This is a genomic window from Bradyrhizobium sp. LB8.2 (assembly GCF_040548035.1).
Classification (GTDB): Bacteria; Pseudomonadota; Alphaproteobacteria; order Rhizobiales; family Xanthobacteraceae; genus Bradyrhizobium.
The window spans coordinates 114,662-135,951 of sequence record NZ_JBEPQV010000019.1; the positions used below are offsets into that span (position 1 = coordinate 114,662).

Here is a 21,290-nt window from a genome sequence, read left to right on the forward strand (position 1 = left end):
GCCGGCCTACGACCCCTGGCGCAGCTTCGCCAACACCTTCAGCCCGCCATAGCCGTCCGCAGGCGCGATCCCCGCGCGCTGCTGGAAATCCTTGATCGCCTTCATGGTGTCGTTGCCGACCCGACCGTCGGTGCCGCCGGTGTCGAAACCGGCCTTGGTCAGGCGCGTCTGCATCTCCTGCACTTCTGCGAGTGTCAGCGCGCGCTCGGAGCCGGGGAAGGGCTGGATGAAGGGCGGCCCGCCGAGGCAGCGGTCACCGAGATGGCAGATCGCCAGCGCATAGTTCATCGAGGGATTGTAGCTTTTCACCGCGTTGAAATTCGGTCCCAGCAGGAACGTCGGTCCGCCCGCAACCGGCGTCCACATCCGCGCGGACGCGGAGGGTTGCGGAAACGGCTGGCCGTCGGCGCGGGTGACGCCGGCCGCCTGCCAGGCCGCATAGGTCCGGGTGCCGCTCGCCTCGCCGGATGCGCGCACCTCGTAGCCCCAATGCTCGCCGCGGTGCCACTTGCCGCGGTTGACCAGATATTTTGCGGTCGAGCCCAGCGCGTCGTCGGGCTTGCCGAACGGTGACACCTTGCCGTCACCATCATAGTCGATGCCGACATTGAGCCAGACCTCCGGCATCCATTGCGAATGCCCCATCGCGCCGGCCCAGGATCCCTGCATCTGCTCCGGCGTGCTCCAGCCCTTGTCGACGATACGCAGCGCGTTGATCAGCTCGGTCTCCCAATAAGCCTTGCGCCGCGGCTCATTCCAGGCGAGCGCGGCGAGCGAGGGAAATACCGGCGTCATGTGGTTCTGCTGCACCAGCGGATCGCCATAGGCGGACTCGACGCCCCACAGCGCCAGCAGCGTGCCGCGCTCGACGCCGAAATCGCGCTCGACGCGCGCGAGCAGCGCCTCGTTGTTTTTCAGCGCGATCTTGCCGTTGATGATGCGCCAGTCGGAGACGCGGCGGTTGATGTATTGCCAGACCTGCTCATGGAATTCGGGCTGGTTGCGCATCTGCTTGAACACGCTCACGTCGGGCTCGACCCGCGCCATCGCGCGCTGCCAGGTCGCGGCCGAAATTCCCTTCGCCATGGCACGAGCGCGAAAACCCTCCCGCCATTCCTCGAAGCCCGGAGGCGCGGCGAGGATGCGCGTTGGAATGGCGATGAGTGCGGTTGCGCCGAGCGTGGATCGAAGCAGAGCGCGGCGGCTGCGATGGGCCGAGGAATCAGCTTGTTTCATGAACCTAGTCTAGCGGGAAACATGGCGCTTGTGACCCGGTTCCTGGAACTGGAGGAACAAGCCGCCTTGCATGCGTTCGCCGGAACAAACTGTCGCACTCCCGCATTTTCCCCGCACCAAATTGAGGAGGAGAAGATGAGGAAATATCTGTTTGCCGCCGCTATGGTCACCGCCATCGCCGCGCCTGCATTTGCCGACGAAGTCGGCGTTCACGTCGGTCCGGTCGGTGCCGGCGTGACGGTGGGACAATCTCACGAATATCGGGAGCGGGACCGCGACCGCGACCGCACCACGGTCGTCAAGGAGCGCGAGCCTGCCGACCGCACCACGGTGATCAAGAAGGAAGATGAACTCGGCAACCGCAGCAAGACCGTGATTCATCACGACAATGACTGACGGAGCGGGGCCCCGGCCGATCGCCGGGGCCCGCTGCCGCACGCAGTCCGTTCATCGAGAACTTGGGGTGGAATGAAGATAAACGCGCATACGGAAAGCCATGTGGTCGAGCTGGATGACGGATCACAATGGCAGATCTTTCCCGGCGATCTCGCGACCACGCTGAGCTGGAAGCCTGAGACCGATCTGCATCTGGAGCCAAGCGGCCACTGGGTGAGTTCGCATGAGCTGGTGAACGCGGCGGACCAAAGCCGCGTGCGGGTGATTGCAGCGGGCGAAACCTGGTCTGATGGCGAGGTTAAGAAAGTGTTGAAGGGCAGGTAGGGCGTTCCTGTAACGGGTGGATATCCCCGATTTAAGCCTGTCACTTTACGGTCGGTTCGTTTCCATCTGCGCATAATACGAACATGCGAGAGCTGTTCGACATCATCCGCATCAATCCCTGGCCGTTTGGCACGGGGCTATTCGTCGTGATCCTGATGATCGTTGTCGAGAATTTTGGCCGCGGCATTCGAGGCGACGGTGCCGTCAGCGACTTCTCGGATTCCGATCGCGGCTGCGGCGAGGGAGACGGGCGACTGGACGTGTCCGCGGCGATCGCTGATCACTTAATCCTCCTGTAGATCCGTCGCGATTCCCGCGAGCCAACGCCGGATCGCGGTTTCCGCCTTGGTATCCAAATCCCGAGCGAGGCGCTTCTCCAGCGCGATCACCCGTTCCTGGCACGCCTTCAAAAGCGTCGCCCCGCGCGGCGTCAACGTCCATTGCTGGATGCGGCCGTGGACAGGATGCGGCGTCATCACAATCGCGCCGTCACGTTCGAGATTACGGATGATGACGCCCACAGTCTGGGGCGTCAGGAAGGTGAGACGGGCGACATCGGCGCCGGACAGTCCCGGATAGGCATTGAGCATGGTCAGCACAGCGAATTGCGGCGACGTCACGCCGAGATCGGCCAGCGACCGCTCCATCGTCAGACGGACTGCGGCGTGGGCCTGGCGCAACAGATAGCCGAGATAACCCTGCTCGCCGCGCTTGCCTTCCCCCGGGGCTGGCACGCGCACCACCGGGGCGGCCGTGGGTGCCTTCCGCCGGGGTTGCGATCTCGTGATATCGGCCGGCTTGCGCGTCATGTAAGAGCTCTTATAATGTGTCAGCGCTCTTACAATATCACGAGGTGAACGGCAATGTCACACGCCCGCAGCGAATACGAGGATTTCAAGCAGATCGCGCCCGACGTCTATGATCTCGTGCTGGCGCTGGGACAGCTCGCGGCCAAGGCCGGCCTCGACAGGCAGCTCCTCGAGCTGGTCAAGCTGCGTGCCTCGCAGATCAACGGCTGCGCGTTCTGCGTGCAGCATCACATCCTGCTTTCGGAGCGGATCGGCGTGCCCGTCGACAAGCTCAATCTGGTCGCGGTCTGGCGCGAGGCGCCGATCTTCTCCGCGCGCGAGCGCGCCGCGTTGGCCTGGGCCGAGGCGCTAACGTTGCTGCCTGATGGCGTCGGCGAAGACGTGTACGCCGAAGCGAGCGGTGAATTCTCCGAGACCGAGCTGACCTACCTGACCTCGGCGGTCGCCTCGATCAACGTCTGGAACCGTTTTGGCGCAGCGTTTCGCTGGACGCCGGCGAAGCGGCCGGTTGCAGCGAATGCCGCGGCGTCCTGATTGCAAAGAGGGGAGGTTGTCATGACTGCAATGAATTTGGCCACCATGCAGTGCCGGGTGCCATCGCGTTCGATCGCGATTACCGTCGCCGGCGGGCTTGCCTGCGCGCTTGCGATCGGCAAGGCGTTACCGGTGACGATGGATGCTGTTTCAGGCGCGCTGGCGCCGCTTTGTGCCACCGCCGCCGAAAGTTCGCCGCTCGACAAAGTCGAACCGATTGGCTCCTACGCGCTGCCGAACGTGCCGGGCAAGCGCGTCACCATCGTGCGTGTGTTCTATGGTCCCGGCGGGTTCTCGCGGCCGCATCGTCACGCAGGCTCGGTGACCGCCTACATCACCAAGGGCGAGATCCGCTCCCAGCTCGGCGGCGGTCCGGTCGAGACGTTTGGCGTCGGCCAGTCTTTCTTCGAGCCGCCCGGCTCGACCCATCTGGTCTCGGCCAACGCCAGCACCACGGAGCCGGCGGAATTGATCGCGGTATTCGTGGCGGACGAGGGCGCGCAGCTGACGACGTTGCTGGAGTAGCTGGCACTCGCAATCCGCAACCGCCGTTGTTCAAGTCGGCTGCGATCGCTTCAACCGTTTCCATACCGGTGAAAGACCGTATTCGACGGCAGGAATCGCAGCTGCGCCGACAAGGAGTCCAATGACGCCTGAGATGGCTGCCACCACCAACCATTCGACGATGCCGGCAATGGAGGGAAGGAGGTGCGCGGCAGCCTCGGTCACGGCATGGACCGTGTGGCCGACCACGGGTGGGCCGTATTGCTCGATGCCGTGCAGGATGATGCCGCCGCCGACCCAGATCATCGCCGCCGTGCCGATGGTGCTCAGCACCGCCAGGAAGGTAGGCATGCCGCGGACGAGCGCACGTCCAAGCAAGCGGATTGCGCTGCCAATGACCGATGCGCCGTCATACCGCGCAAGGGCCACGCCGACATCGTCCGCCTTCACGATCAGGGCAACCACGCCGTAGACTCCAACTGTGATGAAAATGGCGACGAGCGCCAGCACGAGCGCCTGCGTCCAGATGTTGCCCGCCGGAATTGCCGCCAGCGTGATTGCCATGATCTCCGCCGACAGGATGAAATCCGTCTTGATGGCGCTCGCGACCTTCTCGTCCTCGACCGACCGCGCATTCAACGCAATCGGCTGGAGCTGAGCTTCGTGGTGGCGCGCATGATGCGGCATCACGGCTCCGAGCACCTTCTCGGCACCCTCGTAGCAGAGAAAGGCTCCCCCCAGCATGAGCAGCGGCGTCACCGCGGCGGGAAGGAAATAACCCAGCAACAGGGCAACGGGCAACAGTATCAGCAATTTATTGCGCAGCGATCCAACAGCAATTTTGCCCACGATCGGCAGTTCGCGTTTCGAGGCAAAGCCGATCACGTAGTTCGGCGTGACGGCTGCGTCATCGATGACCACGCCAGCCGCCTTTGCTCCCGCCTTGGCCGCTTGGCTCGCTACATCGTCGAGCGAGGCTGCTGCCACCTTTGCAATCGCCGCGATATCGTCGAGAAGACCAATCAGTCCGACACTCATCAACCCTGTTCCTTCGGCCTTCGAGCCGGCGGGGTGCGCGACAACACGCTTTTGCGCTGCCCGGCATTGGAACGAGCAAGCTGTCAATTCTCTTCGCCGCCCGATCCTTCGCGCAGGTCCGGCTTGATCACGTCCTCCGGCAGCGCATGTGCGACCGGCTGCGGAGCACCCGCGATCTCCGGGCCAACCTCGCGGCCGCGGGCGCGGATCAGGCGCTCATAGGCCGAGACCAGCGTGACGTAAGGACTGACCCAGATCCAGCCGTCGCGGGTGAACACCTGCACGTCGAAATGCAGGTGCATCGAGGTGCCGGCGGGATGGTCGAGATAGTTCGAGACCACGCCGATCTTCTCGCCCTCCGAGACGATGCGGCCATTGAGCAGGCCGTCGGCGCTCAACGCCTGGGGGTTCATATGCATATAGCGGAAGCGGATGTGCTCGGTCCGGCTGTTGACCTGAAGCGTGACGGCCTGGTCCTTGGAGGCGCGAATGACCATCGCATCGCGCACGGCGACGACGCCACGCTGCTTGGGATCGCAGGCTTCGCGGCCTTCGCCGGGCGGTGGGCACTCGGCCGCGCGGATGTCCTCGCCCTGGTGGCCATAACCCCCGCCGCATTGCCAGACCTCGAAACTGCGAGATTCGCAGAAATTGTCGCGCCAGGGATAGCCGGTCGTGCTCTCCATCTTGTCGCGCTTAGCATAGGATTGCGAGCGTACGAACGCGGGCACCTTCTCGAGAGGAAAGCGGATCTGCGCATAGGCCATCACGTCGGGATGTCCGCCCTGCTTGCGATAGCCGGTGTTCGGGATGATGTCGCCGCTTGGCCGGTAGGTGAAGTCCGGGGAACGCTGCGTGGGACGATCGAGAATGTTGGAAGCAATGTCCGTCAGCGGCCGCATGCGCTGGCCACCGGCAACGTGCAGCGCCTTCAGGAAACGCTCGGCGACCGGATAGGCTTCCTTGCAGGCAAGCCGACGCGGCTTGGCGACGCTGTCGAGGCATTGGATCGACACCACATAGGCGGCGCCGAAACGGGTGAAAGCGTAGCGCACATAGCCTTCCCTTATGAACTTGCGCAGGTCCGGATAAAGCGCTGCGAGCGGTTTGACCGGCTCGCCCTTGCCGCCCGAGGGATCGGCGACGTCGTAGACGAGCGCCGAACCCGTGATCTGCACCTCGACCGGTCTTGCGAACACCCGGCTCGGCATGCCGTCGCCGGCGCCGGGCTCGAACGAGAAGGTCGCGCTGTAGCCGGCGGGGCCGGCATCGAACATGTCGACAGAATTGAAGTCAGCCTGGTAGCGCGACAGCGCGAGTGTCGCCGGCGCGCCATTGCGCAGCGCCTCGAAATAGGCGGCGGCGTCGAACGGCAGCAGCACGGGCACGGAGCTGCGGGCGATGCCGGTGAAGAATTGTGAGGAGATCGCGTTGAGCTGCACCAGCGCCGGCATCGCGCGCGGATCGTAGCGCGGCACCGAACGACGAGGTGCGAAGATGAAATCGTCCGCGGCCCGGGGACGGGCGTTGATTTCGGTGCGGAGCTGGTCGAGCGCCGCGCGCCAATCGACGCGCAGGGCCGTGAGCGAGGGGCTGCGGAATTCATCCGCAGCGAGCGGAGAGGCAATGAGGAGCGAAAGCGACGCCAGAAGTTGCGAGATGAAGCGGAAACCCTTCCCAACCACTGTCTCGCCTCCCGGCGGCACCTGTTGCGCTCGTTCTGTTCCCCGTCAGTCCTTGGCGCGCTCGGAGTAGGAGCCGTCTTCAGTCATCACCACGACGCGGGTGCCGACCGCGATGTGCGGCGGCACGGTGGTGCGCACGCCGTTGGACAAAATCGCGGGCTTGTAGGACGAAGAGGCGGTCTGGCCCTTGGTCACGGGCTCGGTCTCGACCACTTCCAGCGTCACGCGCTGCGGCAACGCGATCGACACCACGTTGACGTCATGCGTCGACAATTTGACCGTCATGCTCTCCTGAAGATAGGCCGCGGCGTCGCCGATCACGTCCTTGGACACCTGGACCTGGTCATAGGTCTCCGGGTTCATGAAGTGGAAGCCCTCACCATCTTCATAGAGGAAGGTGAAGTTGCGCTCTTCGATCGTGGCCTTCTCGACCTGATCGGTGGTCTTGTAGCGCTCCGAGATCTTTACCCCGTCCGAGATTCGGCGCATTTCGATCTGGCTGACCGGGGTGCCCTTGCCGGGATGGATGTTCTCCGCGGTCACGACGACATATAGCTTGCCGTCTTGCTCGATCACGTTGCCCTTGCGAATAGAACTGGCGATGACTCTCAAAGCTAAATTTCCTGCTTGCTTGGCCCGGCTCCGGCCAGGACGTGATCAAATCTCGGGGGGACTCGGGGTCTCAAATCGGACCTCGGCGACCGTTTCGGGCCGCAACATACTGATTTTGCCGTTGGATGCCAGCATTTTGCTCAAAGAGGGGGCGGCCGATTAATGGCTGGGGACAAGCCGATCTCACCGTTCTGGTCGCCCGGGCGGCATCTCGACCGCCGGCCGTTCCTTCAGGCCAGGGGGGCCATCACCGGGGCTCTCCGGGGCTTTTTCGTCGAGCAGGGCTTTGTCGAGGTCGAAACCTCCGTCCTGCAGGTCTCCCCGGGCAACGAGACCCATCTGCACGCCCCCCGGACGGAGATCATGCGGCCCGACGGCAGCCATGCCAGCCGATACTTGCGGACCTCGCCGGAATTCGCCTGCAAGAAGCTGCTGGCGGCCGGGGAGACCCGGATTTTCGAATTCGCCCGGGTGTTCCGCGACCGCGAACGGGGCGACCTGCATCTGCCCGAATTCACTATGCTGGAATGGTATCGGGCAGACGCCCCCTATGACGCCATCATGGCCGACTGCGTCGTTCTCATCGCCCGCGCGGCGCAGGCGACCGGTATCGGTACCTTTGCCTTCCGCGGCCGCACCGCGGACCCGTTCGCCGAGCCGGAACTCATGACGGTTGCCGGCGCCTTCGAGCAGTTTGCGGGGATCGATCTGCTTGCGACCATTTCCGGCGACCAAGGCGACCGCGCGGCGCTCGCTCAGGCGGCTGCCGGCAAGGTCCGTGTGGCCGGGGACGACACCTGGTCGGACATCTTCAGCAAGGTCCTGGTCGAGCATGTCGAGCCGCATCTGGGGCAGGGGCGTTTGACCATTCTGTTCGAATACCCATCTCCAGAGGCGGCGCTGGCGCGTGTGAAGGCCGGTGATCCCCGCGTTGCAGAGCGGTTCGAGGTCTATGCCTGCGGCGTCGAGCTCGCCAACGGCTTCGGCGAATTGACCGACGCAGAGGAGCAGCGCAAGCGCTTTACGGACTCCATGGCGGAGAAGCAGCGCCGCTACGGCGAGGCCTATCCGCTGGACGAGGACTTTCTGGCCGCGGTCGCCGCAATGCCGGAGGCGAGCGGTGTCGCGCTCGGCTTCGACCGGCTGGTGATGCTGGCGAGCGGCGCATCGCGAATTGATCAGGTGGTCTGGACGCCGCCTGCAAATGAAACGTTAAGTGAGACATGACGAAGACCAATCTTGCACGCACATTGCGCGAGCCGGCCGAACTTGTGGCCGAGCAGCTTGTATCCGCCGAAGCGCTACCCGCGCTCGAACGTGTCGCCGCGCGCTACGCAGTTGCGATTACGCCGGCGCTGGTCGAACTGATCGACAAATCCAGTCCCGACGATCCGATCGCGCGGCAATTCGTTCCGACTGCCGCGGAGCTGGAGATGCAGCCGGGCGAGAACGCCGATCCGATCGGCGATCATCCGCACTCGCCGGTCCCCGGGATCGTGCATCGCTATCCCGACCGCGTTCTGTTCAAGCTTGTTCACGTCTGCGCGGTCTATTGCCGCTTCTGCTTCCGCCGCGAGATGGTCGGGCCCGGCAAGGAGAACGCGCTCTCGGACGGCGCTTATCGCGCGGCGATCGACTACATCCGTTCGCACAGCGAGGTCTGGGAGGTGATCCTGACCGGCGGCGATCCCCTGATGCTGTCGTCGCGGCGAATGAGCGAGATCATGGCCGATCTTGCCGGCATCGATCACGTCAAGATCATCCGCCTTCATACCCGCGTGCCGGTGGCCGATCCCGCGCGCATCAGCGACGAGATGGTCGCGGCGCTGAAGGTTCAGGGCGCGACCACCTGGGTGGCGCTGCATGCCAACCATGCGCGCGAACTGACGGGGCCGGCGCGCGCCGCCTGCGCGCGGCTGGTCGATGCCGGAATTCCCATGGTGAGCCAGTCCGTGCTTTTGCGCGGCGTCAATGACAATTTGACCGCTCTGTCGGATTTGATGCGAGCTTTCGTCGAATGCCGGATCAAGCCGTATTATCTGCATCACGGCGATCTCGCGCCCGGCACCGCGCATCTGCGAACGACGCTCGCAGAGGGGCAGGACCTCATGCGGCAGCTGCGCGGACGGGTGTCAGGGCTGTGTCAGCCTGACTATGTCATCGACATTCCCGGCGGCGCCGGCAAGTCGCCGGTGGGGCCGAACTACGTGTTGCCGATGCAAAATACCGCACCTGATGCGGGTGATGCGGCGTCGGAAACGCGCTATCGTATCGTGGATTATTGCGGCGACATTCATCTCTATCCGCCCGAGAACTGAGCGGTGGCAGAGGAGACGCCGGCTTGAGGAATGGAGGAGAGACATGAAGAAGATCATGGCAGCAGTATCGCTCGTGGTCTTGCTCGGCGGCGCGGCGGTTGCGCAGACCGGCGGCACCAAGGGATCCACGTCCGGCGGGGCGGCCTCCGGATCGCTGCCACAGGCGCCGGTGGGCCATCGTCAGCCGCGCGCCAGCGACGTACCGAACGAGAAGAACCTGAGCGACCCGAACGATCCCCTCAGCAAGGAAAATCAGGCGCTCGACAAAAAGATCAAGAGCATCTGCCGCGGCTGTTAGGCGCCGGAGCAGCGGGCAGGGTGCGACAGCCTCACCCCGCCCGCGTTTGCTTTGGCCCTACGCTGTACGCTCGTGCAGTCCGGCGCTTTTGGTGTTGCGGCGGATCTCGACCGCGTCAGCGAGCTGCTCGAGCACGGTTGCCGTGGTCGCCCAGTCGATGCATCCGTCCGTGATGCTCTGGCCATAGGTGAGCGGCTTGCCCGGTACCACGTCCTGGCGCCCGGCGACGAGATTGCTCTCGATCATCACCCCCATGATGCGGTTCTCGCCGCCGGAAATCTGCCCGGCGATGTCGGCCGTCACAAGCGGCTGGTTTTCCGGCTTCTTGCTCGAATTGGCGTGGCTCGCATCGACCATCACGAGCGGCGCGACGCTCGCTTTCGCCAGTTCGTTGCACGCCTCCGCGACGCTTGCCGCATCGTAGTTCGGCTTGCTGCCGCCGCGCAGGATGATGTGACAATCCTCGTTGCCCGCGGTCGAGGCGATCGCCGAGCGGCCGAGCTTGGTCACCGCCATGAAATGATGCGGATGCGAGGCCGACTTCACCGCGTCCGCCGCGATTCGCACGTTGCCGTCGGTGCCGTTCTTGAAGCCGACCGGGCAGGACAGCCCCGAGGCCAGCTCGCGATGGATCTGGCTCTCGGTCGTGCGGGCGCCGATCGCGGCCCAGGACACGAGGTCGGCGATGTATTGAGGCGTCGTCATGTCGAGGAATTCGGTGCCTGCGGGCAGGCCGAGATTATTGACCGCAGAGAGCACGTTGCGCGCCAGCCGCAGACCCCTGTTGATGTCGAAGCTGCCGTCCAAATCAGGATCGTTGATCAGGCCCTTCCAGCCGACAGTGGTGCGCGGCTTCTCGAAATAGACCCGCATCACGATCTCGAGCTGGTCGGCGAGTTCTTCGCGCAAGCTCGCGAGGTGCTCGGCGTATTCGAGCGCGGCCCTGGGATCATGCACCGAGCAGGGGCCGACCACGACAAGAAGCCGATCGTCCTGGCCATTGAGGATCGCATGGATGGCGTTGCGCGCGGCCATCACCACGCGCGTCGCGGTGAGCGTGCGCGGGACTTCCCGCATCACCTCTTCCGGCGTGCTCAGCTCTTTCAGTTCGCGGATACGAAGATCGTCGGTCGTGCTCAGCACGGCGGGCTCCTGTCATTTTGAGAACCTGCCGGCCAATAAAAAAGCCGCCAGGTCTGGCGGCTGTTCGGACTAGATGCTGCAATTTGTCAGATTGAGCGTGATCCTCCCACCGCCAGCGAGCTGTCGTAGCTAAAGTACCAATAAAAGCTGGTGGCGACGGTGATCATGGTCAGTCATATAGCGCGCGATCGGCGGGTTGTCACCCCCCAAGCGAGGTGAGGGCCACGGGGCGCCTCAACTGTTGCTTTTGCGTGCCGCCAAAGCCATGCCGATCAGGGTGGCGCCCCCGAACAGCAGGTTGATGCCGACGAGGATGCCGATCGCCCATTCCGCCGAGCTCGGCAATCCCGTGATCACCATGAACGAGATCGCGATGTCGACGAGGCCCGCGATCAGGAGCCACGACCAGCGGCCGTCCGACTCGCGCCGGTGCTGCAGCGCGTACATGATGGTGGCGACGCCCTCGGCGAGGAAATAGGCGCCGAGCACGATGGTCAGCGTCAGCACCGCCTGCATCGGCCGCGCCAGCAGCAACATGCCGGCGAGCACGGCGAGCGCGGCCGAGATCAGCGACCACCAGAAGCCCGGCGTGCTGCGTGCCCAATAGGTCGCGATCAATCCGCCGATGCCGCTGACCAGGAACATCCAGCCAAGGAAGATCGTAATCGCAAGGCTTGCGAGCGGCGGCAGGATCAGTGCGGCAACGCCGAGAACGACAAGCAAGATGCCTTCGAACAGGAAGGCTTTCCAATGTGCCTTGACCGTTCGGCTCATGGCGGATTGCAGCCGGGAAAAATCCTCAGGTGATGTCATCGGCGGGCTCCAGATCGACAGGCGTGCGCTCAATCTAGTACGCGCACACCGCGCTTGCCATCCCGCGGTTCAGCCGCCGCCGTGCGCTGACGAAAAACCTTCCCCGCTGGTGCGGATGCGGTTGCGGCCGAGAACATAGATCGCGGTCGTGACGATCAGAAGTGCGAGGCCTAGCAGGATCGAGACCAGGCCGATCGGGATCAGGGCCAGCGTCAGATTGCGCTCGGGGTTGACGAGCCAGTGATGAATCGAGGTCAGCACGAAGGCGAGCCCGAGAAAGCCGACGCCGCCGCCGGCGAGCAGCAGCGCCCACATCCGGCGCAGTTGGCTCAGCCGCTCGCGCGCGACGTCGGTCCGGGGCGCGTGATGGCGCGCGACGCGCCGCACTAGGCGGATGGCGAAGGCGATCGAGCTGAAGCCGATCAGCAGGCTCGCGCCGCCCAGCCACATCCGCAGCGTCGGATCGAGATCCGGCATGCGCTGCAGGGTCAGCAGCGGGAAGTCGAAGGCCGAATGCAGGGCGAGCGGGCCTGCGAAGATCAGCAGGCGGCTGGAGAGGCGGGCCCAGTCGCGATGATGGCGGTTCGCACCCAGCGCCGTGCCGGCGCGCGCGATGGTCAGATAAGCGCCGGCGATGATGCCGAGCGCGCCGTGGAACGGCACGGTCAGCACGCTGCGCAAGGCGGCCAGCGAGCGCCACATCTCGGCGTGCTGGACGAGATAGGCGAGGTTCTCGTAGGCGGCAAAGCCGAGGCCAACCGCGGCTCCATAGACCACGGTGTCCATCGGATTGGCGAAGGTCCGCCGCTTGGTCGAGGCGACCAGCACGATGGCGATTACCTTGACCGCTTCCTCCGGCAGCGCGACGCCGAAGATCGAATGCATGGCCAGCGCCGCCCACGGGTTGTCCGGGGCCGCGACCATCTTGGCGAAAGGGGCGCGGGCGAGGCCCAGCAGCGAAATGCTGGCCGCGCCGAGCAGGAACGCGGTCCAGACCTGGGCCGGCGGTCCCGGCCGTTCCTCGGCGGCAATGACAAGCCACAGCATCAGCAGCGCCGGGGCGATGGCGGCCGTTCCGATGACCGTGGGTAACGCTTCAATCAGGTACATCGGCGCCGAAAATAGGTCCCCTTGATCCGCTTATCTACATTCACCAATGCGACCATGTGTCATGCGCCTGCTGTCGGCTCGCTTAACAGGCGTGACAGCCTGCGTTCATCCGCGTCGCTGGTGAGGTCAAGAATGCGGAGCGCAATCAATTGCATGGCAGGACATGTTCGTTATCCATGGCAACGGTCGCGCGCCAGATATCGCGGCGCGATTGATGAGCCAGATCAACGAAATGCGCAGGTTTCTTCGATTCACGATGCACGTGTCCCCGCGGGAAGTCCAGAGCAACGCGGGGCCGGCCGGCCGGCTTGGTCACGCTTCGTCGTGCGTGCGCGGGGGTGGCGACGCGATCCGGCGTGCCCGGACCTGCTCAAGCTCCCAGAAGGCGCGCACGAGGCACATGCCCAGGCAGAACACGATGAGCAGCAGCAGGAAGGCCTGATCAACGGCGGGGATCTGTACCATGGCATTGATAAAGCAACGGCCATGCCATGCGTTCCCGTTCCGTCGGTGGCCGCCATTGCGGCCTTCAGTGGGTGGTGAACGGCGGCGGCGCGTTGGGCGCGATGTCGAAGGCGCCGAGGTGGAATTCCTCGCCGATGGATGCGTTCGGCTCGGAATGTTCCGCCATCAGCGTGAACGCAGCCTGCGGGTATTGCTTCCAGATATCGAGATCGCCGGCGGTGATGGTGAGCCAGCCGAACGTGTACATGTAGCGTCCGGGCTCGGTGACCCGGCCGACCCTGTCCCAAGTGATCTTGTCGAGTCTGGTTTTGTCGAGTCCGATCTTGTCGACTGCCATCCGGTCCCCCGATCGCAGGTCTGCAAATGATGTCCGGCACAAGGGCGGACCCTCAAAAGCTGATCCCGGAATGGGGCCGCGATAGGGCAGCGAGGCGGAGGATCAGGCCGATTGCAGCATGGGCGTACGGACAATCAGCCGGACGAGGTCGTCCCGCGACTGCCTTTCGGCGAATTTGACCGCAAAGCCGTGCTCGAATTTGCGGATCACGCGCCCGACGCAGGCGCCGACCGCAAGCGGCGTTCCCATCGGCGGGTCGTACTCGCTGGATATCGCAACGCCGGCCGTGGAAACGTCGATGATGAAGCAGGCATGGGTGCTGCCGTCGGCAAGCGCCAGGAAAGTATGGGCGACCTGCGGAACGAAGCGCGAGTCATTCCGCAGCTCCAGGACGCTGGCGTCCTTCTGCTTCTTCTCGAGCCAGGTCAGCTTTTCCGACATCCGGCGCGCCGGGCCCGCGTCATGTCGAGCTCCATCAGGAAACCCGATTTCAGCGTCGCGCTGATGGTGCACTGGAATTCACCAAAGTCCTGGAAGTAGGAGGTCACGCGCTCGCCGATCTTGCCGACCACGGGAACGTCGACCATCATGCGGAACGGCGAGACGCGGCTGGTGCGGCAGGCGAAGGTACGGAGCTTGCCCTCGCAATCGTACCAGCGCGGCAGCGAGTAGCTGCCGCTCACGGTGACTTGCACTGCACGCTGCCTGAGGAAGTCTGCGACGGACATGGGCGCCAATCGTGTTTCGGAATATTTCGGTAGATCGACGGTAGCGATCAAATTCTAAGCAAATGATACCGGCGCTCGCGAGCAGGGGTAAATTTCTGGTAAATGCGCCGACCGGAGCGCGCGGCAAAGCGCCGCGATTATCAGGCCCGCGATCTCACAATAGCGTCATCCGAGCAGTACCAGCATAGCCAGCGCGCAAAGGGCGAGGGCGAACTTGGTCGTCGTGCAGGTCAGGCTGTCGGGTCGGATCTTTAGTCCCCTCGCTCTTCTGCTCGCCATCGTCGAAACGTTCGCAACGCGCGCGACGCGGCGTGCACTGCCATGGGATCAGGTGCAGCCGCCAAAAGCTCTATGCAAGAAGGAAATCGTGCGACGTGAGTGCGACTTGGCTATGCACAATGACGTCGTTGCCAGGACTGAACGTGATCGTGCTTTCGTGAGTTGTTGGATCGAAAGCAGAGATGCTGAGCTGACTGAGATTTGTGATGCCCAAGGCGCTCACATCAATGTGGTCGGTCCCCGAATTTGATCCTGCCACATCTTGTGCGCCCTGACCAAAATCCTCGATCCTGTCGTGACCGCTATTGAAATTGACGGAACGTGTCGTTGCCGCCTCGCGCTTTGCCAAGAATGGACTGCGCATCACCCCACATGTCATCGTTTCCAGTACCACTGACTAGCTTGTCATTTCCGCCACAGGCATAGTCGGACATGGTCTGTGCATCGCCGATCAGGGTATTGTCGAATGTGCCGGCCGGTTGCTGGGTCGCATCATCACCTGCGATTAACGTGTCATTGCCACCCTGAGCGTTGCCGGACATCGCCAGCGCGTCGCCGTAGGCCAAATTTATGCCGCGCGTGCCCGCTGGCGCACCACCCATGAAAGTGTCGCTGCCGCCCTGGGCGTCATCAGACATGGTTCCACTGGCGTCCCCGAAGAAGGTGTTTCGACCTCCGCCGGCCGTGAAGGCATCGTTTCCGCCCGCGGCATGACCAAACATATTGCCCCCGGCGTCACCATAGAAGGTGCTCACGAAATCGGCGGCAAAGCCGCTCGTCGTGAAAGCGTCATCGCCGCCCCGGGTATGATCCGACATGTCGCCGCCGGCGTCGCCGTAGTAAAAAAACTAAAAGGGTTCAAGCCGCTCACCGTGAAGGTGTCATCACCGCCCACGGCGCGGCCGGTCAGGCTGCCTCCGGCGTCGCCGTAGAAATGGTTGTTGTTCTCAAAGCCGGTCGTCGTGAATGTATCGTTGCCGCCCGCGCAACGGTCCGACATGTTGCCGCCCGCGTCGCCGTAGAAGATCAGGTCGGAATTCGCCACGTTGGCGCTGAATGTGTCATCACCGCCATGGGCACGGTCCGACATGCTGCCGCCCGCGTCGCCGTAGAAAGTGGTCTGCGGTTTAATGGCGGGGGAGCCTCTGAATGCTTCGAAACTGTCGTTGCCGCCTTCGGCGTGGCCGGACATGTTGCCTCCGGCATCGCCGTAGAAAGTGATATGCGGTGCAACTGCGCCAAGGGCAGGAGCGGCCTCACCAGTGTCATCGCCGCCGCGCGCGTAACCGGATATGTTTCCGCGAGCGTCCCCATAGAAGGTGCTGTCAGTGAAGGCGAGATCCGTGAAGCGATCGTTGCCGCCAACGGCATGATCGAGCATATCCCGACCCGCGTCCCCAACGAAGTTGTCGATGGAGTTCACACCACCGGTAAAGGTGTCGTTGCCGCCGGTGGCGTGATCGCGAATATCCTGACCAGCATCGCCGACAAGAAAGTTGGTTGCGTTCGCGAGGCCAATCAAAACGTCATCGGTACCCACCTGATGGTCAATGAGACTACCAGAAATAATTGGAATGCGCTTGGCCATGAACACCTCCCGTTAAACGTCCCAGTTTTCAAATGCAAACCTGCATGCCGGCGGAAACGAGAGGTTTCGCGCAATGAGCCGAGCAAATCGGATGGCTTCGCTGAAGCGAATGTGCCGGATGAGCCGGATGAGCCGTCGCTGACAGGCTGTGCTGCGCCAGACTCCGGGGCGCAGCATGAGAAAGCTCTCAGGCGCATCTTCCGTGTCGGTACGAACGGTCAGCCTCCGCTTGGCCGGACTAAGCTCTTTGTCGGATCGATCTTGTTTCGGAGCATATGCAGGCACCTTGGCGATCTTGCCGTGTGAATAAAGAGCGCGATGACGCGTGATCTTGCCCAATGCCCACAAATTGTATACTTCTAGATTTAAAAGTATATGGCGAATTTAATCAAAATATAATACGGCCTTTAATTGAGGTCGCGTGATGGCCCTTGAAATGAGGCGGGCCCAAATCCGTCGTGCGTTGACGCTTGGTCCGAATTCGCAGCGGCTGATGTCCGATAAGGCCGTGGCCCGCTCGCAACCGCGGCCTGCCAGTTAGCCAGAGCACGTGATCCTCCAGCGATTTCGTGTGTAGGAACTTCAGAACGCGGGCATCCAAGGGCTCGAGGCTCTGCAGCAGCTTGATGAATTCCGGCCGACTGGGGTCCACCGCATTCGCCAGCAGGCGAGACCAGAGGGAGCGAAGCTCGTCTCGGCTCTCTGCCTCCGCCGCGCTAAGGAGCGGAATTGCGATTTGCTCCGGCGTAGCTGATCGGTCCTTGACGTCGCGATCACGCAGGATGTTGTCGGTCTCCCTCGCGATCGCATCCAAATTTCGTTTACGGGCGTGTGATAATCGGTCACCCATCAGGAAGTTGTACGCGTCCGCGACGGTCGGGCTGATCGCCCGGGCGCCGTCCCGCACAAGGTCGACCATCTTCCCGGTCGTCTTTGCGGTCTCCTCAATCGCCTTTTCGTACGGCGTCGGATCGTCGGACATCGGCAGCCTCCCATTGGGGCAAAGCTTAGAGACATTCGCGTGCGCCACAAACGCCCACTAAGATCCACTCACCGTTTTCGCTTCCTGGACGCCGGAACTTAAGGCCAGCCATTGGGTTCAGCGCTGACAATCTCAGGCCGAGCAGCGAGCCACCATATCCGCAGTCGTTCTGCCTCACAGGCAGACGTGCGTGGCCATTCTGGACCAGACTGAACCTTTACGCTGACCGTTCAGACCAATGGATATCCGGGATTTTGCTCATCCCTCTCGGGGCTGGAACGCCGCCGCCTGCTCTTTATTTTAAGCGGGCGGCGTTTTCTTGTGGCGTTCCTCAATCTCGCGGTGTTTCGCCCTGCCAGCAGGCAAGAAAACGGCTCCAGTGGAGGCTGCAGGCTGGAGCCGCCATTGCCGTTGTGGTCTGCGGGCACATCGCGTGCCGACAGCCACGCTATGAACTGCGCAGCTCGATCGGCCCGGACCGCAACGCTGTGCGATCCGAACCGATCGGCGTTGTGCGCGCGGATCTAGCTGCAGCTCAGCGGCAACGGCTGGCCGGGATGCAGCTCGTACCAATCGTAGCAATCCGGATAGGCGCCGTAGAATCCATATCCAGAGCGGTAGCGGTCATAGTGGTGAAACGCGTGCTGGCGAAGGCCGCCGGTTGCGGCATGGCCGTCGAAGCCGAGATGCTCGCCGCCGAACCGAGCACCGCCACCGAATCCGCCCTCATGCCCCATGCCGCCGAAGTGCGCGCCGCCGCCAAAGCCGGCGTGTGCACCGCCGCCGAAGCCGCCGTGGCCGCCGCCGCCACCGCCGCCGCCGCCGCCGTGCGCGTCGGCCGCGCTGACGGCTAGCGTCGAAGCGAGTGCTGCTGTTGCCAGAATCATGATGGCTCGTTTCATGGAAAGCTCCTCTCGTGTTGAGCTGCCCGGCCATCCCTGAGCCCGCTTCCGCGTCATGCCGTGCGCGCGAGGCTGCTGATGACTGGGCGTGTGATGCAAGAGAGGTAGGAGCGATGCACGGCAATCCCACTGAATTCGGCGTCATACATTAGGCACGCTCCGCGCGAAGGTGATCGGGCCGCGCGTGGTGGCGGCGTACGAAGGGAGCGGGCTGAATGGACCAACCCGCTCCCTGTCATTCGATATACGGCGGCCGGCGGCGTCATCCGCACGGACGCGTCGGCGCGATCAGAGGCTGCCCGTGCCGGGCTCGCAAGGCACGTTGTTGCCGGTCCACGGCGCAGTGGCGAAGGCGCCGACGCGCGGCGCCGGAACGCAGGCGCGTTCGCCTGGATAATAGAAGGGCGCGCTCGTTGCGACCGTATCGGCTTCCACGGCGGGCTGCCGCACGACGCCGTGATGCTCGCGCGCCATCACGGGCCCGCCGAGCATGGCTGCTGCAATCAGTCCCATCGACAACAGTTTGGACGTGGTCATTCGCTCTCTCCATTGATGACATCAGGCCGAACCAAGCCGGCTCGCCATCGAGGTACGAATGATCGGGCACGATTCAAACGCACGAATTGCTCACTCGCGTTCAACGGCGTGTGAGCCGATGCGGCGTCGCAACCACGATCGTGCGAATGTACAACATCCGTGGCCCCTGAAACTACAGCGCGTGCGTTAAGGGCATATGTTCGATCCAGCGCAGTTCGCAGCGGAGCCCGCAGGAGGATCACGACATTGGCAACACGTATCGTCCTTGCATTTGCGCTGCTCGTGAGGCGAGCCGTCCGCAACATGAACTGGAATTCAATGGCAGCGCCCGTGCGGCAAGCCTATCTCGCACCACAGCGAGTGGCCGGCATCAGGCGGCGCCAGGGCCGCGGGTTCGGCGTGCGCGGACGCCGAACATGACGCTGCGCGCCGCTGAACCGATGCTTCCTCACCGCGCGCCAAAACGCCGCGCGGAACGTGGAGCGAAGATCATGAGCCGGATTCTCCTGATCGAGGACGATGCCGAAACCGCCGAGGCGATTGTCGCCGAGCTCGCCGATCGCGGCTTCGAGGTGCAGTGGGCCGGCGACGGTGTCGACGGTCTCGACCGTGCCCGTGCGTCGAGCCCGGATGCCATGATCGTCGATCGCATGTTGCCGGGAATCGACGGGCTGACTGTCATCGAGGCGCTGCGCAGGGACCATGTCAGGACGCCCGTCCTGGTTCTGAGCGCGCTCGGCGCGGTGGACGACCGGGTGCGCGGACTGCGCATGGGGGGAGACGATTATCTCACAAAGCCGTTCGCGATCATCGAGCTGGTCGCACGGATCGAGGCGCTTCTGCGCCGTCCGACCGACAGCCGCGAGACCATGCTGCATGTCGGGCCGCTCGAGCTCGATTTGATCGAGCGGACCGCGCAACGCGGCGAACGCAAGCTCGACCTGCTGCCGCGTGAATTCCGCCTGCTCGAATACATGATGCGCCGGAACGATCAGTTGCTGACGCGCGCGATGCTGCTCGAGGAGGTCTGGAATTACAAGTTCGTTCCGGCGACCACGAACCTGATCGACGTGCATATGGGCCGGCTTCGCCACAAGGTCGACGGTCCCGGAGAGATGCAGCTCATCCACAACGTTCGAGGCTCCGGCTTCGTCCTGCGCTCGCGGCAATAGGGACGGACGATGCACCAGATACAGTTGATCCGCTCCAGCACGTTCCTCTGGGCTCTGGCTGTGGCCGCCGCGTTTGCGCTGTTCGTGGCCGGCCTGTTCGCGTTCATCTACTGGAAGCTCGACGATTATCTGGTCGCGCGATCCGATCGCATGATCGCCACGCAAATTCACTTCATCGCAGACCTGCCGCCGGCTCGCCGCATCAGCGCCATCGCGGATCATCTCGCGCAGGATTCCAGGGGCGTGCAGTACGCGGGACTGTTCGATGCCGCCGGCGCCAGGCTTGCCGGCAACATCGACCGCGTGCCGCGTGAGCTGGGGCTGGACGGAGCAGTGCAGGGCGTGCGGTTGGATCTGCTCGAAAAGCCGGCGGTCCATGTTCCGGTCGTCAGGGCGGTCGGTAGGCGTCTCGATGACGGCGATGTCCTCGTGATGGGACGGAACGTGGACGAGACGCGCGAGATATCGAGCGTCGTGGGGGAGGCCCTGGCTCTGGGCCTGCTGCCGGCCTTCAGCCTCTGCCTGCTGGCCGGAGTCTGGCTGAGCGTCCGCGCCCAGAGGCGCGTCGAGGAGGTCAACCAGCGGATCCAACGGATCGTGGCCGGCGAGCTGCGCGAGCGGCTTCCGGAGGGCGGCACGGACGATTCCTTCGCGCGGTTGGCCAGGATCGTGAACGGCATGCTCGACGAGATGGAGACTATGATCAATGCGCTTGCCGGCGTCGGCAACGACATCGCTCACGATCTCAGAACTCCGCTGACGCGCGTCCGTCTTGCGCTGGAGCGTGGGCGAACGCATGCGGCAACGCTGGAAGAGCTCCAGGAGATTGTCGATAAGGCTATCGCCGGCATCGACCAGTCGCTCGCGATTGTCACCGCCCTGCTGCGCCTGACCGAGATCGAGAACAGCCGTCGCACGGCCGGCTTTGGCGACGTCGCGCTCGACGAGATCCTGAGGGAGGTGTGCGACGTCTATGAGCCGATCGCCGAGGACAAGCGCATCGCGCTCGGTGTCGTCACCGAGCGCAATGTGCAGGTGTGGGGCGACCGGGACCTGCTGTTCGAGGCGGTCGCCAATCTCGTGGACAATGCCGTCAAGTTCACGCCATCAGGCGGACGGGTGGAACTCGCTCTGGAGGCGGAGGACGACACGGCGCTCGTGCGCATACGCGACACCGGCCCCGGCATCAGCGAGCAGGAGCGTGAGGCGGTGCTGCGGCGGTTCTATCGCTCCGAGAAGATGCGCAACACGCCGGGTGTCGGGCTCGGACTGAGCCTGGTCGCCGCCATCGTCAAGCTGCATGGCTTTCGGCTGATCATCGGTCCGGCGCCCGGAGGGCGGATCGAGATCCTTGCTTGGACCGGACGGACGGGCAAGGCCGCCACACGCCGGTCGCGGACACTGCTGCACGCAGACGCGGACGAGATGGGATGAGCCAGATAACGCGCGATGCTTTCGAGATCGACCAACCGGCCTGGAG

General features: G+C 63.8%; 26 protein-coding genes and 1 pseudogene. 10 read left to right on the top strand and 17 right to left on the bottom strand.

Translation table 11 applies throughout. The annotated features are described in order from the left end of the window. Positions 1-6 precede the first annotated feature (6 nt). Positions 7-1,236: a lytic murein transglycosylase gene (locus tag ABIB06_RS22740; RefSeq protein WP_354048588.1), complete on the bottom strand. Its 1,230-nt coding sequence runs from the start codon at positions 1,234-1,236 to the stop codon at positions 7-9. 135 nt (positions 1,237-1,371) lie between these two features. On the opposite strand from ABIB06_RS22740, the gene ABIB06_RS22745 reads away from it, so the two are divergent. The 3 genes from ABIB06_RS22745 to ABIB06_RS22755 all read left to right on the top strand — a co-directional run bounded on the left by ABIB06_RS22745 (position 1,372) and on the right by ABIB06_RS22755 (position 2,255). Further along, positions 1,372-1,632 (top strand): hypothetical protein, encoded by a 261-nt coding sequence (locus ABIB06_RS22745; protein WP_345946913.1) that lies wholly within the window; start codon positions 1,372-1,374, stop codon positions 1,630-1,632. Between the two features lie 72 nt (positions 1,633-1,704). Further along, a complete protein-coding gene (locus ABIB06_RS22750; protein ID WP_354048586.1) occupies positions 1,705-1,956 on the top strand; it encodes a hypothetical protein in 252 nt (83 codons plus the stop codon). 83 nt (positions 1,957-2,039) lie between these two features. Further along, on the top strand, positions 2,040-2,255 hold the full coding sequence (locus ABIB06_RS22755) for a hypothetical protein (protein ID WP_354048584.1): 216 nt from the start codon (positions 2,040-2,042) through the stop codon (positions 2,253-2,255). Here the strand turns inward: ABIB06_RS22755 and ABIB06_RS22760 are convergent. Beyond that, positions 2,241-2,765 (bottom strand): MarR family winged helix-turn-helix transcriptional regulator, encoded by a 525-nt coding sequence (locus ABIB06_RS22760; RefSeq protein WP_354048582.1) that lies wholly within the window; start codon positions 2,763-2,765, stop codon positions 2,241-2,243. The genes ABIB06_RS22755 and ABIB06_RS22760 overlap by 15 nt on opposite strands. A 54-nt stretch (positions 2,766-2,819) precedes the next feature. On the opposite strand from ABIB06_RS22760, the gene ABIB06_RS22765 reads away from it, so the two are divergent. Next, entirely contained in the window at positions 2,820-3,299 is a 480-nt protein-coding gene (locus ABIB06_RS22765; RefSeq protein WP_247347058.1) for a carboxymuconolactone decarboxylase family protein, read from the top strand. A 21-nt stretch (positions 3,300-3,320) separates the two neighbouring features. Further along, positions 3,321-3,824: a cupin domain-containing protein gene (locus ABIB06_RS22770; protein WP_247347056.1), complete on the top strand. Its 504-nt coding sequence runs from the start codon at positions 3,321-3,323 to the stop codon at positions 3,822-3,824. Positions 3,825-3,854: 30 nt separating this feature from the next. On the opposite strand, the gene ABIB06_RS22775 is transcribed toward ABIB06_RS22770, so the two are convergent. The 3 genes from ABIB06_RS22775 to efp form a co-directional block, all read right to left on the bottom strand. After that, the gene (locus ABIB06_RS22775) at positions 3,855-4,841 is read right to left on the bottom strand and encodes a DUF808 domain-containing protein (RefSeq protein ID WP_354048580.1); all 987 of its coding nucleotides are present in this window, start codon (positions 4,839-4,841) and stop codon (positions 3,855-3,857) included. A gap of 83 nt (positions 4,842-4,924) precedes the next feature. Continuing rightward, positions 4,925-6,547: a M23 family metallopeptidase gene (locus tag ABIB06_RS22780; protein ID WP_354048578.1), complete on the bottom strand. Its 1,623-nt coding sequence runs from the start codon at positions 6,545-6,547 to the stop codon at positions 4,925-4,927. Between the two features lie 24 nt (positions 6,548-6,571). Beyond that, entirely contained in the window at positions 6,572-7,138 is a 567-nt protein-coding gene (efp, locus tag ABIB06_RS22785; RefSeq protein WP_354048577.1) for an elongation factor P, read from the bottom strand. Between the two features lie 162 nt (positions 7,139-7,300). On the opposite strand from efp, the gene epmA reads away from it, so the two are divergent. The 3 genes from epmA to ABIB06_RS22800 are packed head-to-tail and all read left to right on the top strand — an operon-like array spanning position 7,301 to position 9,754. After that, on the top strand, positions 7,301-8,365 hold the full coding sequence (epmA, locus tag ABIB06_RS22790; protein ID WP_354048575.1) for an EF-P lysine aminoacylase EpmA: 1,065 nt from the start codon (positions 7,301-7,303) through the stop codon (positions 8,363-8,365). Further along, positions 8,362-9,456 (top strand): lysine-2,3-aminomutase-like protein, encoded by a 1,095-nt coding sequence (locus tag ABIB06_RS22795; RefSeq protein ID WP_354048573.1) that lies wholly within the window; start codon positions 8,362-8,364, stop codon positions 9,454-9,456. The genes epmA and ABIB06_RS22795 overlap by 4 nt, the downstream gene beginning before the upstream one ends. 43 nt (positions 9,457-9,499) lie before the next feature. Further along, positions 9,500-9,754 (top strand): hypothetical protein, encoded by a 255-nt coding sequence (locus ABIB06_RS22800; RefSeq protein WP_354048571.1) that lies wholly within the window; start codon positions 9,500-9,502, stop codon positions 9,752-9,754. A 57-nt stretch (positions 9,755-9,811) separates the two neighbouring features. Here the strand turns inward: ABIB06_RS22800 and ABIB06_RS22805 are convergent, their stop codons facing one another. The 12 genes and pseudogenes from ABIB06_RS22805 to ABIB06_RS22860 form a co-directional block, all read right to left on the bottom strand. Further along, positions 9,812-10,897 (bottom strand): 3-deoxy-7-phosphoheptulonate synthase, encoded by a 1,086-nt coding sequence (locus ABIB06_RS22805; RefSeq protein WP_354048569.1) that lies wholly within the window; start codon positions 10,895-10,897, stop codon positions 9,812-9,814. A gap of 234 nt (positions 10,898-11,131) precedes the next feature. Further along, complete coding sequence (locus ABIB06_RS22810; RefSeq protein WP_354048567.1) at positions 11,132-11,710, bottom strand: HdeD family acid-resistance protein; 579 nt, start codon at positions 11,708-11,710, stop codon at positions 11,132-11,134. A gap of 69 nt (positions 11,711-11,779) precedes the next feature. Further along, a complete protein-coding gene (locus tag ABIB06_RS22815; RefSeq protein WP_247347027.1) occupies positions 11,780-12,820 on the bottom strand; it encodes a PrsW family glutamic-type intramembrane protease in 1,041 nt (346 codons plus the stop codon). Positions 12,821-13,132: 312 nt separating this feature from the next. Then, positions 13,133-13,285, bottom strand: coding sequence for a hypothetical protein (locus ABIB06_RS22820; protein WP_247445572.1), 153 nt, complete (start codon positions 13,283-13,285; stop codon positions 13,133-13,135). 64 nt (positions 13,286-13,349) lie between these two features. Continuing rightward, positions 13,350-13,622 carry a hypothetical protein gene (locus ABIB06_RS22825; RefSeq protein WP_247445573.1) on the bottom strand — a complete coding sequence of 91 codons (273 nt, stop codon included), beginning with the start codon at positions 13,620-13,622 and terminating at the stop codon, positions 13,350-13,352. A 102-nt stretch (positions 13,623-13,724) separates the two neighbouring features. Further along, positions 13,725-14,350 (bottom strand): annotated as a pseudogene (locus ABIB06_RS22830) (PilZ domain-containing protein). Positions 14,351-14,699: 349 nt separating this feature from the next. Beyond that, a complete protein-coding gene (locus tag ABIB06_RS22835; protein ID WP_354125637.1) occupies positions 14,700-14,978 on the bottom strand; it encodes a hypothetical protein in 279 nt (92 codons plus the stop codon). After that, complete coding sequence (locus ABIB06_RS22840; RefSeq protein WP_354048564.1) at positions 14,932-15,447, bottom strand: calcium-binding protein; 516 nt, start codon at positions 15,445-15,447, stop codon at positions 14,932-14,934. The genes ABIB06_RS22835 and ABIB06_RS22840 overlap by 47 nt, the downstream gene beginning before the upstream one ends. After that, a complete protein-coding gene (locus ABIB06_RS22845) occupies positions 15,381-16,217 on the bottom strand; it encodes a hypothetical protein (RefSeq protein WP_354048563.1) in 837 nt (278 codons plus the stop codon). The genes ABIB06_RS22840 and ABIB06_RS22845 overlap by 67 nt, the downstream gene beginning before the upstream one ends. Before the next feature lie 388 nt (positions 16,218-16,605). Further along, positions 16,606-17,199 carry an Abi-alpha family protein gene (locus ABIB06_RS22850; RefSeq protein WP_354048562.1) on the bottom strand — a complete coding sequence of 198 codons (594 nt, stop codon included), beginning with the start codon at positions 17,197-17,199 and terminating at the stop codon, positions 16,606-16,608. Positions 17,200-17,723: 524 nt separating this feature from the next. Then, the gene (locus tag ABIB06_RS22855; RefSeq protein WP_354070285.1) at positions 17,724-18,101 is read right to left on the bottom strand and encodes a hypothetical protein; all 378 of its coding nucleotides are present in this window, start codon (positions 18,099-18,101) and stop codon (positions 17,724-17,726) included. Positions 18,102-18,389: 288 nt separating this feature from the next. Next, positions 18,390-18,638, bottom strand: coding sequence for a hypothetical protein (locus ABIB06_RS22860; RefSeq protein WP_247445578.1), 249 nt, complete (start codon positions 18,636-18,638; stop codon positions 18,390-18,392). 491 nt (positions 18,639-19,129) lie between these two features. Between ABIB06_RS22860 and ABIB06_RS22865 the strand changes: the two genes are divergently transcribed. Together ABIB06_RS22865 and ABIB06_RS22870 are read left to right on the top strand one after the other, a co-directional pair. Beyond that, on the top strand, positions 19,130-19,810 hold the full coding sequence (locus ABIB06_RS22865; protein WP_354070283.1) for a response regulator transcription factor: 681 nt from the start codon (positions 19,130-19,132) through the stop codon (positions 19,808-19,810). A gap of 9 nt (positions 19,811-19,819) precedes the next feature. Further along, on the top strand, positions 19,820-21,244 hold the full coding sequence (locus ABIB06_RS22870; RefSeq protein WP_354070281.1) for a sensor histidine kinase: 1,425 nt from the start codon (positions 19,820-19,822) through the stop codon (positions 21,242-21,244). Positions 21,245-21,290: the final 46 nt, after the last annotated feature.

What these genes read in the sequence shown, in the direction of transcription:
- ABIB06_RS22760 (WP_354048582.1), bottom strand. Translation starts at nt 2,765, where the DNA reads ATGACGCGCAAGCCGGCCGATATCACGAGATCGCAACCCCGGCGGAAG.
- ABIB06_RS22810 (WP_354048567.1), bottom strand. Translation starts at nt 11,710, where the DNA reads ATGACATCACCTGAGGATTTTTCCCGGCTGCAATCCGCCATGAGCCGA.
- ABIB06_RS22845 (WP_354048563.1), bottom strand. Translation starts at nt 16,217, where the DNA reads ATGGCCAAGCGCATTCCAATTATTTCTGGTAGTCTCATTGACCATCAG.
- ABIB06_RS22770 (WP_247347056.1), top strand. Translation starts at nt 3,321, where the DNA reads ATGACTGCAATGAATTTGGCCACCATGCAGTGCCGGGTGCCATCGCGT.
- ABIB06_RS22820 (WP_247445572.1), bottom strand. Translation starts at nt 13,285, where the DNA reads ATGGTACAGATCCCCGCCGTTGATCAGGCCTTCCTGCTGCTGCTCATC.
- ABIB06_RS22750 (WP_354048586.1), top strand. Translation starts at nt 1,705, where the DNA reads ATGAAGATAAACGCGCATACGGAAAGCCATGTGGTCGAGCTGGATGAC.
- epmA (WP_354048575.1), top strand. Translation starts at nt 7,301, where the DNA reads ATGGCTGGGGACAAGCCGATCTCACCGTTCTGGTCGCCCGGGCGGCAT.
- ABIB06_RS22855 (WP_354070285.1), bottom strand. Translation starts at nt 18,101, where the DNA reads ATGAAACGAGCCATCATGATTCTGGCAACAGCAGCACTCGCTTCGACG.
- ABIB06_RS22775 (WP_354048580.1), bottom strand. Translation starts at nt 4,841, where the DNA reads ATGAGTGTCGGACTGATTGGTCTTCTCGACGATATCGCGGCGATTGCA.
- ABIB06_RS22800 (WP_354048571.1), top strand. Translation starts at nt 9,500, where the DNA reads ATGAAGAAGATCATGGCAGCAGTATCGCTCGTGGTCTTGCTCGGCGGC.
- ABIB06_RS22850 (WP_354048562.1), bottom strand. Translation starts at nt 17,199, where the DNA reads ATGTCCGACGATCCGACGCCGTACGAAAAGGCGATTGAGGAGACCGCA.
- ABIB06_RS22870 (WP_354070281.1), top strand. Translation starts at nt 19,820, where the DNA reads ATGCACCAGATACAGTTGATCCGCTCCAGCACGTTCCTCTGGGCTCTG.
- ABIB06_RS22755 (WP_354048584.1), top strand. Translation starts at nt 2,040, where the DNA reads ATGCGAGAGCTGTTCGACATCATCCGCATCAATCCCTGGCCGTTTGGC.
- ABIB06_RS22765 (WP_247347058.1), top strand. Translation starts at nt 2,820, where the DNA reads ATGTCACACGCCCGCAGCGAATACGAGGATTTCAAGCAGATCGCGCCC.
- ABIB06_RS22745 (WP_345946913.1), top strand. Translation starts at nt 1,372, where the DNA reads ATGAGGAAATATCTGTTTGCCGCCGCTATGGTCACCGCCATCGCCGCG.
- ABIB06_RS22825 (WP_247445573.1), bottom strand. Translation starts at nt 13,622, where the DNA reads ATGGCAGTCGACAAGATCGGACTCGACAAAACCAGACTCGACAAGATC.
- ABIB06_RS22840 (WP_354048564.1), bottom strand. Translation starts at nt 15,447, where the DNA reads ATGTCGGATCATACCCGGGGCGGCGATGACGCTTTCACGACGAGCGGC.
- ABIB06_RS22865 (WP_354070283.1), top strand. Translation starts at nt 19,130, where the DNA reads ATGAGCCGGATTCTCCTGATCGAGGACGATGCCGAAACCGCCGAGGCG.
- ABIB06_RS22740 (WP_354048588.1), bottom strand. Translation starts at nt 1,236, where the DNA reads ATGAAACAAGCTGATTCCTCGGCCCATCGCAGCCGCCGCGCTCTGCTT.
- ABIB06_RS22815 (WP_247347027.1), bottom strand. Translation starts at nt 12,820, where the DNA reads ATGTACCTGATTGAAGCGTTACCCACGGTCATCGGAACGGCCGCCATC.
- ABIB06_RS22860 (WP_247445578.1), bottom strand. Translation starts at nt 18,638, where the DNA reads ATGACCACGTCCAAACTGTTGTCGATGGGACTGATTGCAGCAGCCATG.
- ABIB06_RS22795 (WP_354048573.1), top strand. Translation starts at nt 8,362, where the DNA reads ATGACGAAGACCAATCTTGCACGCACATTGCGCGAGCCGGCCGAACTT.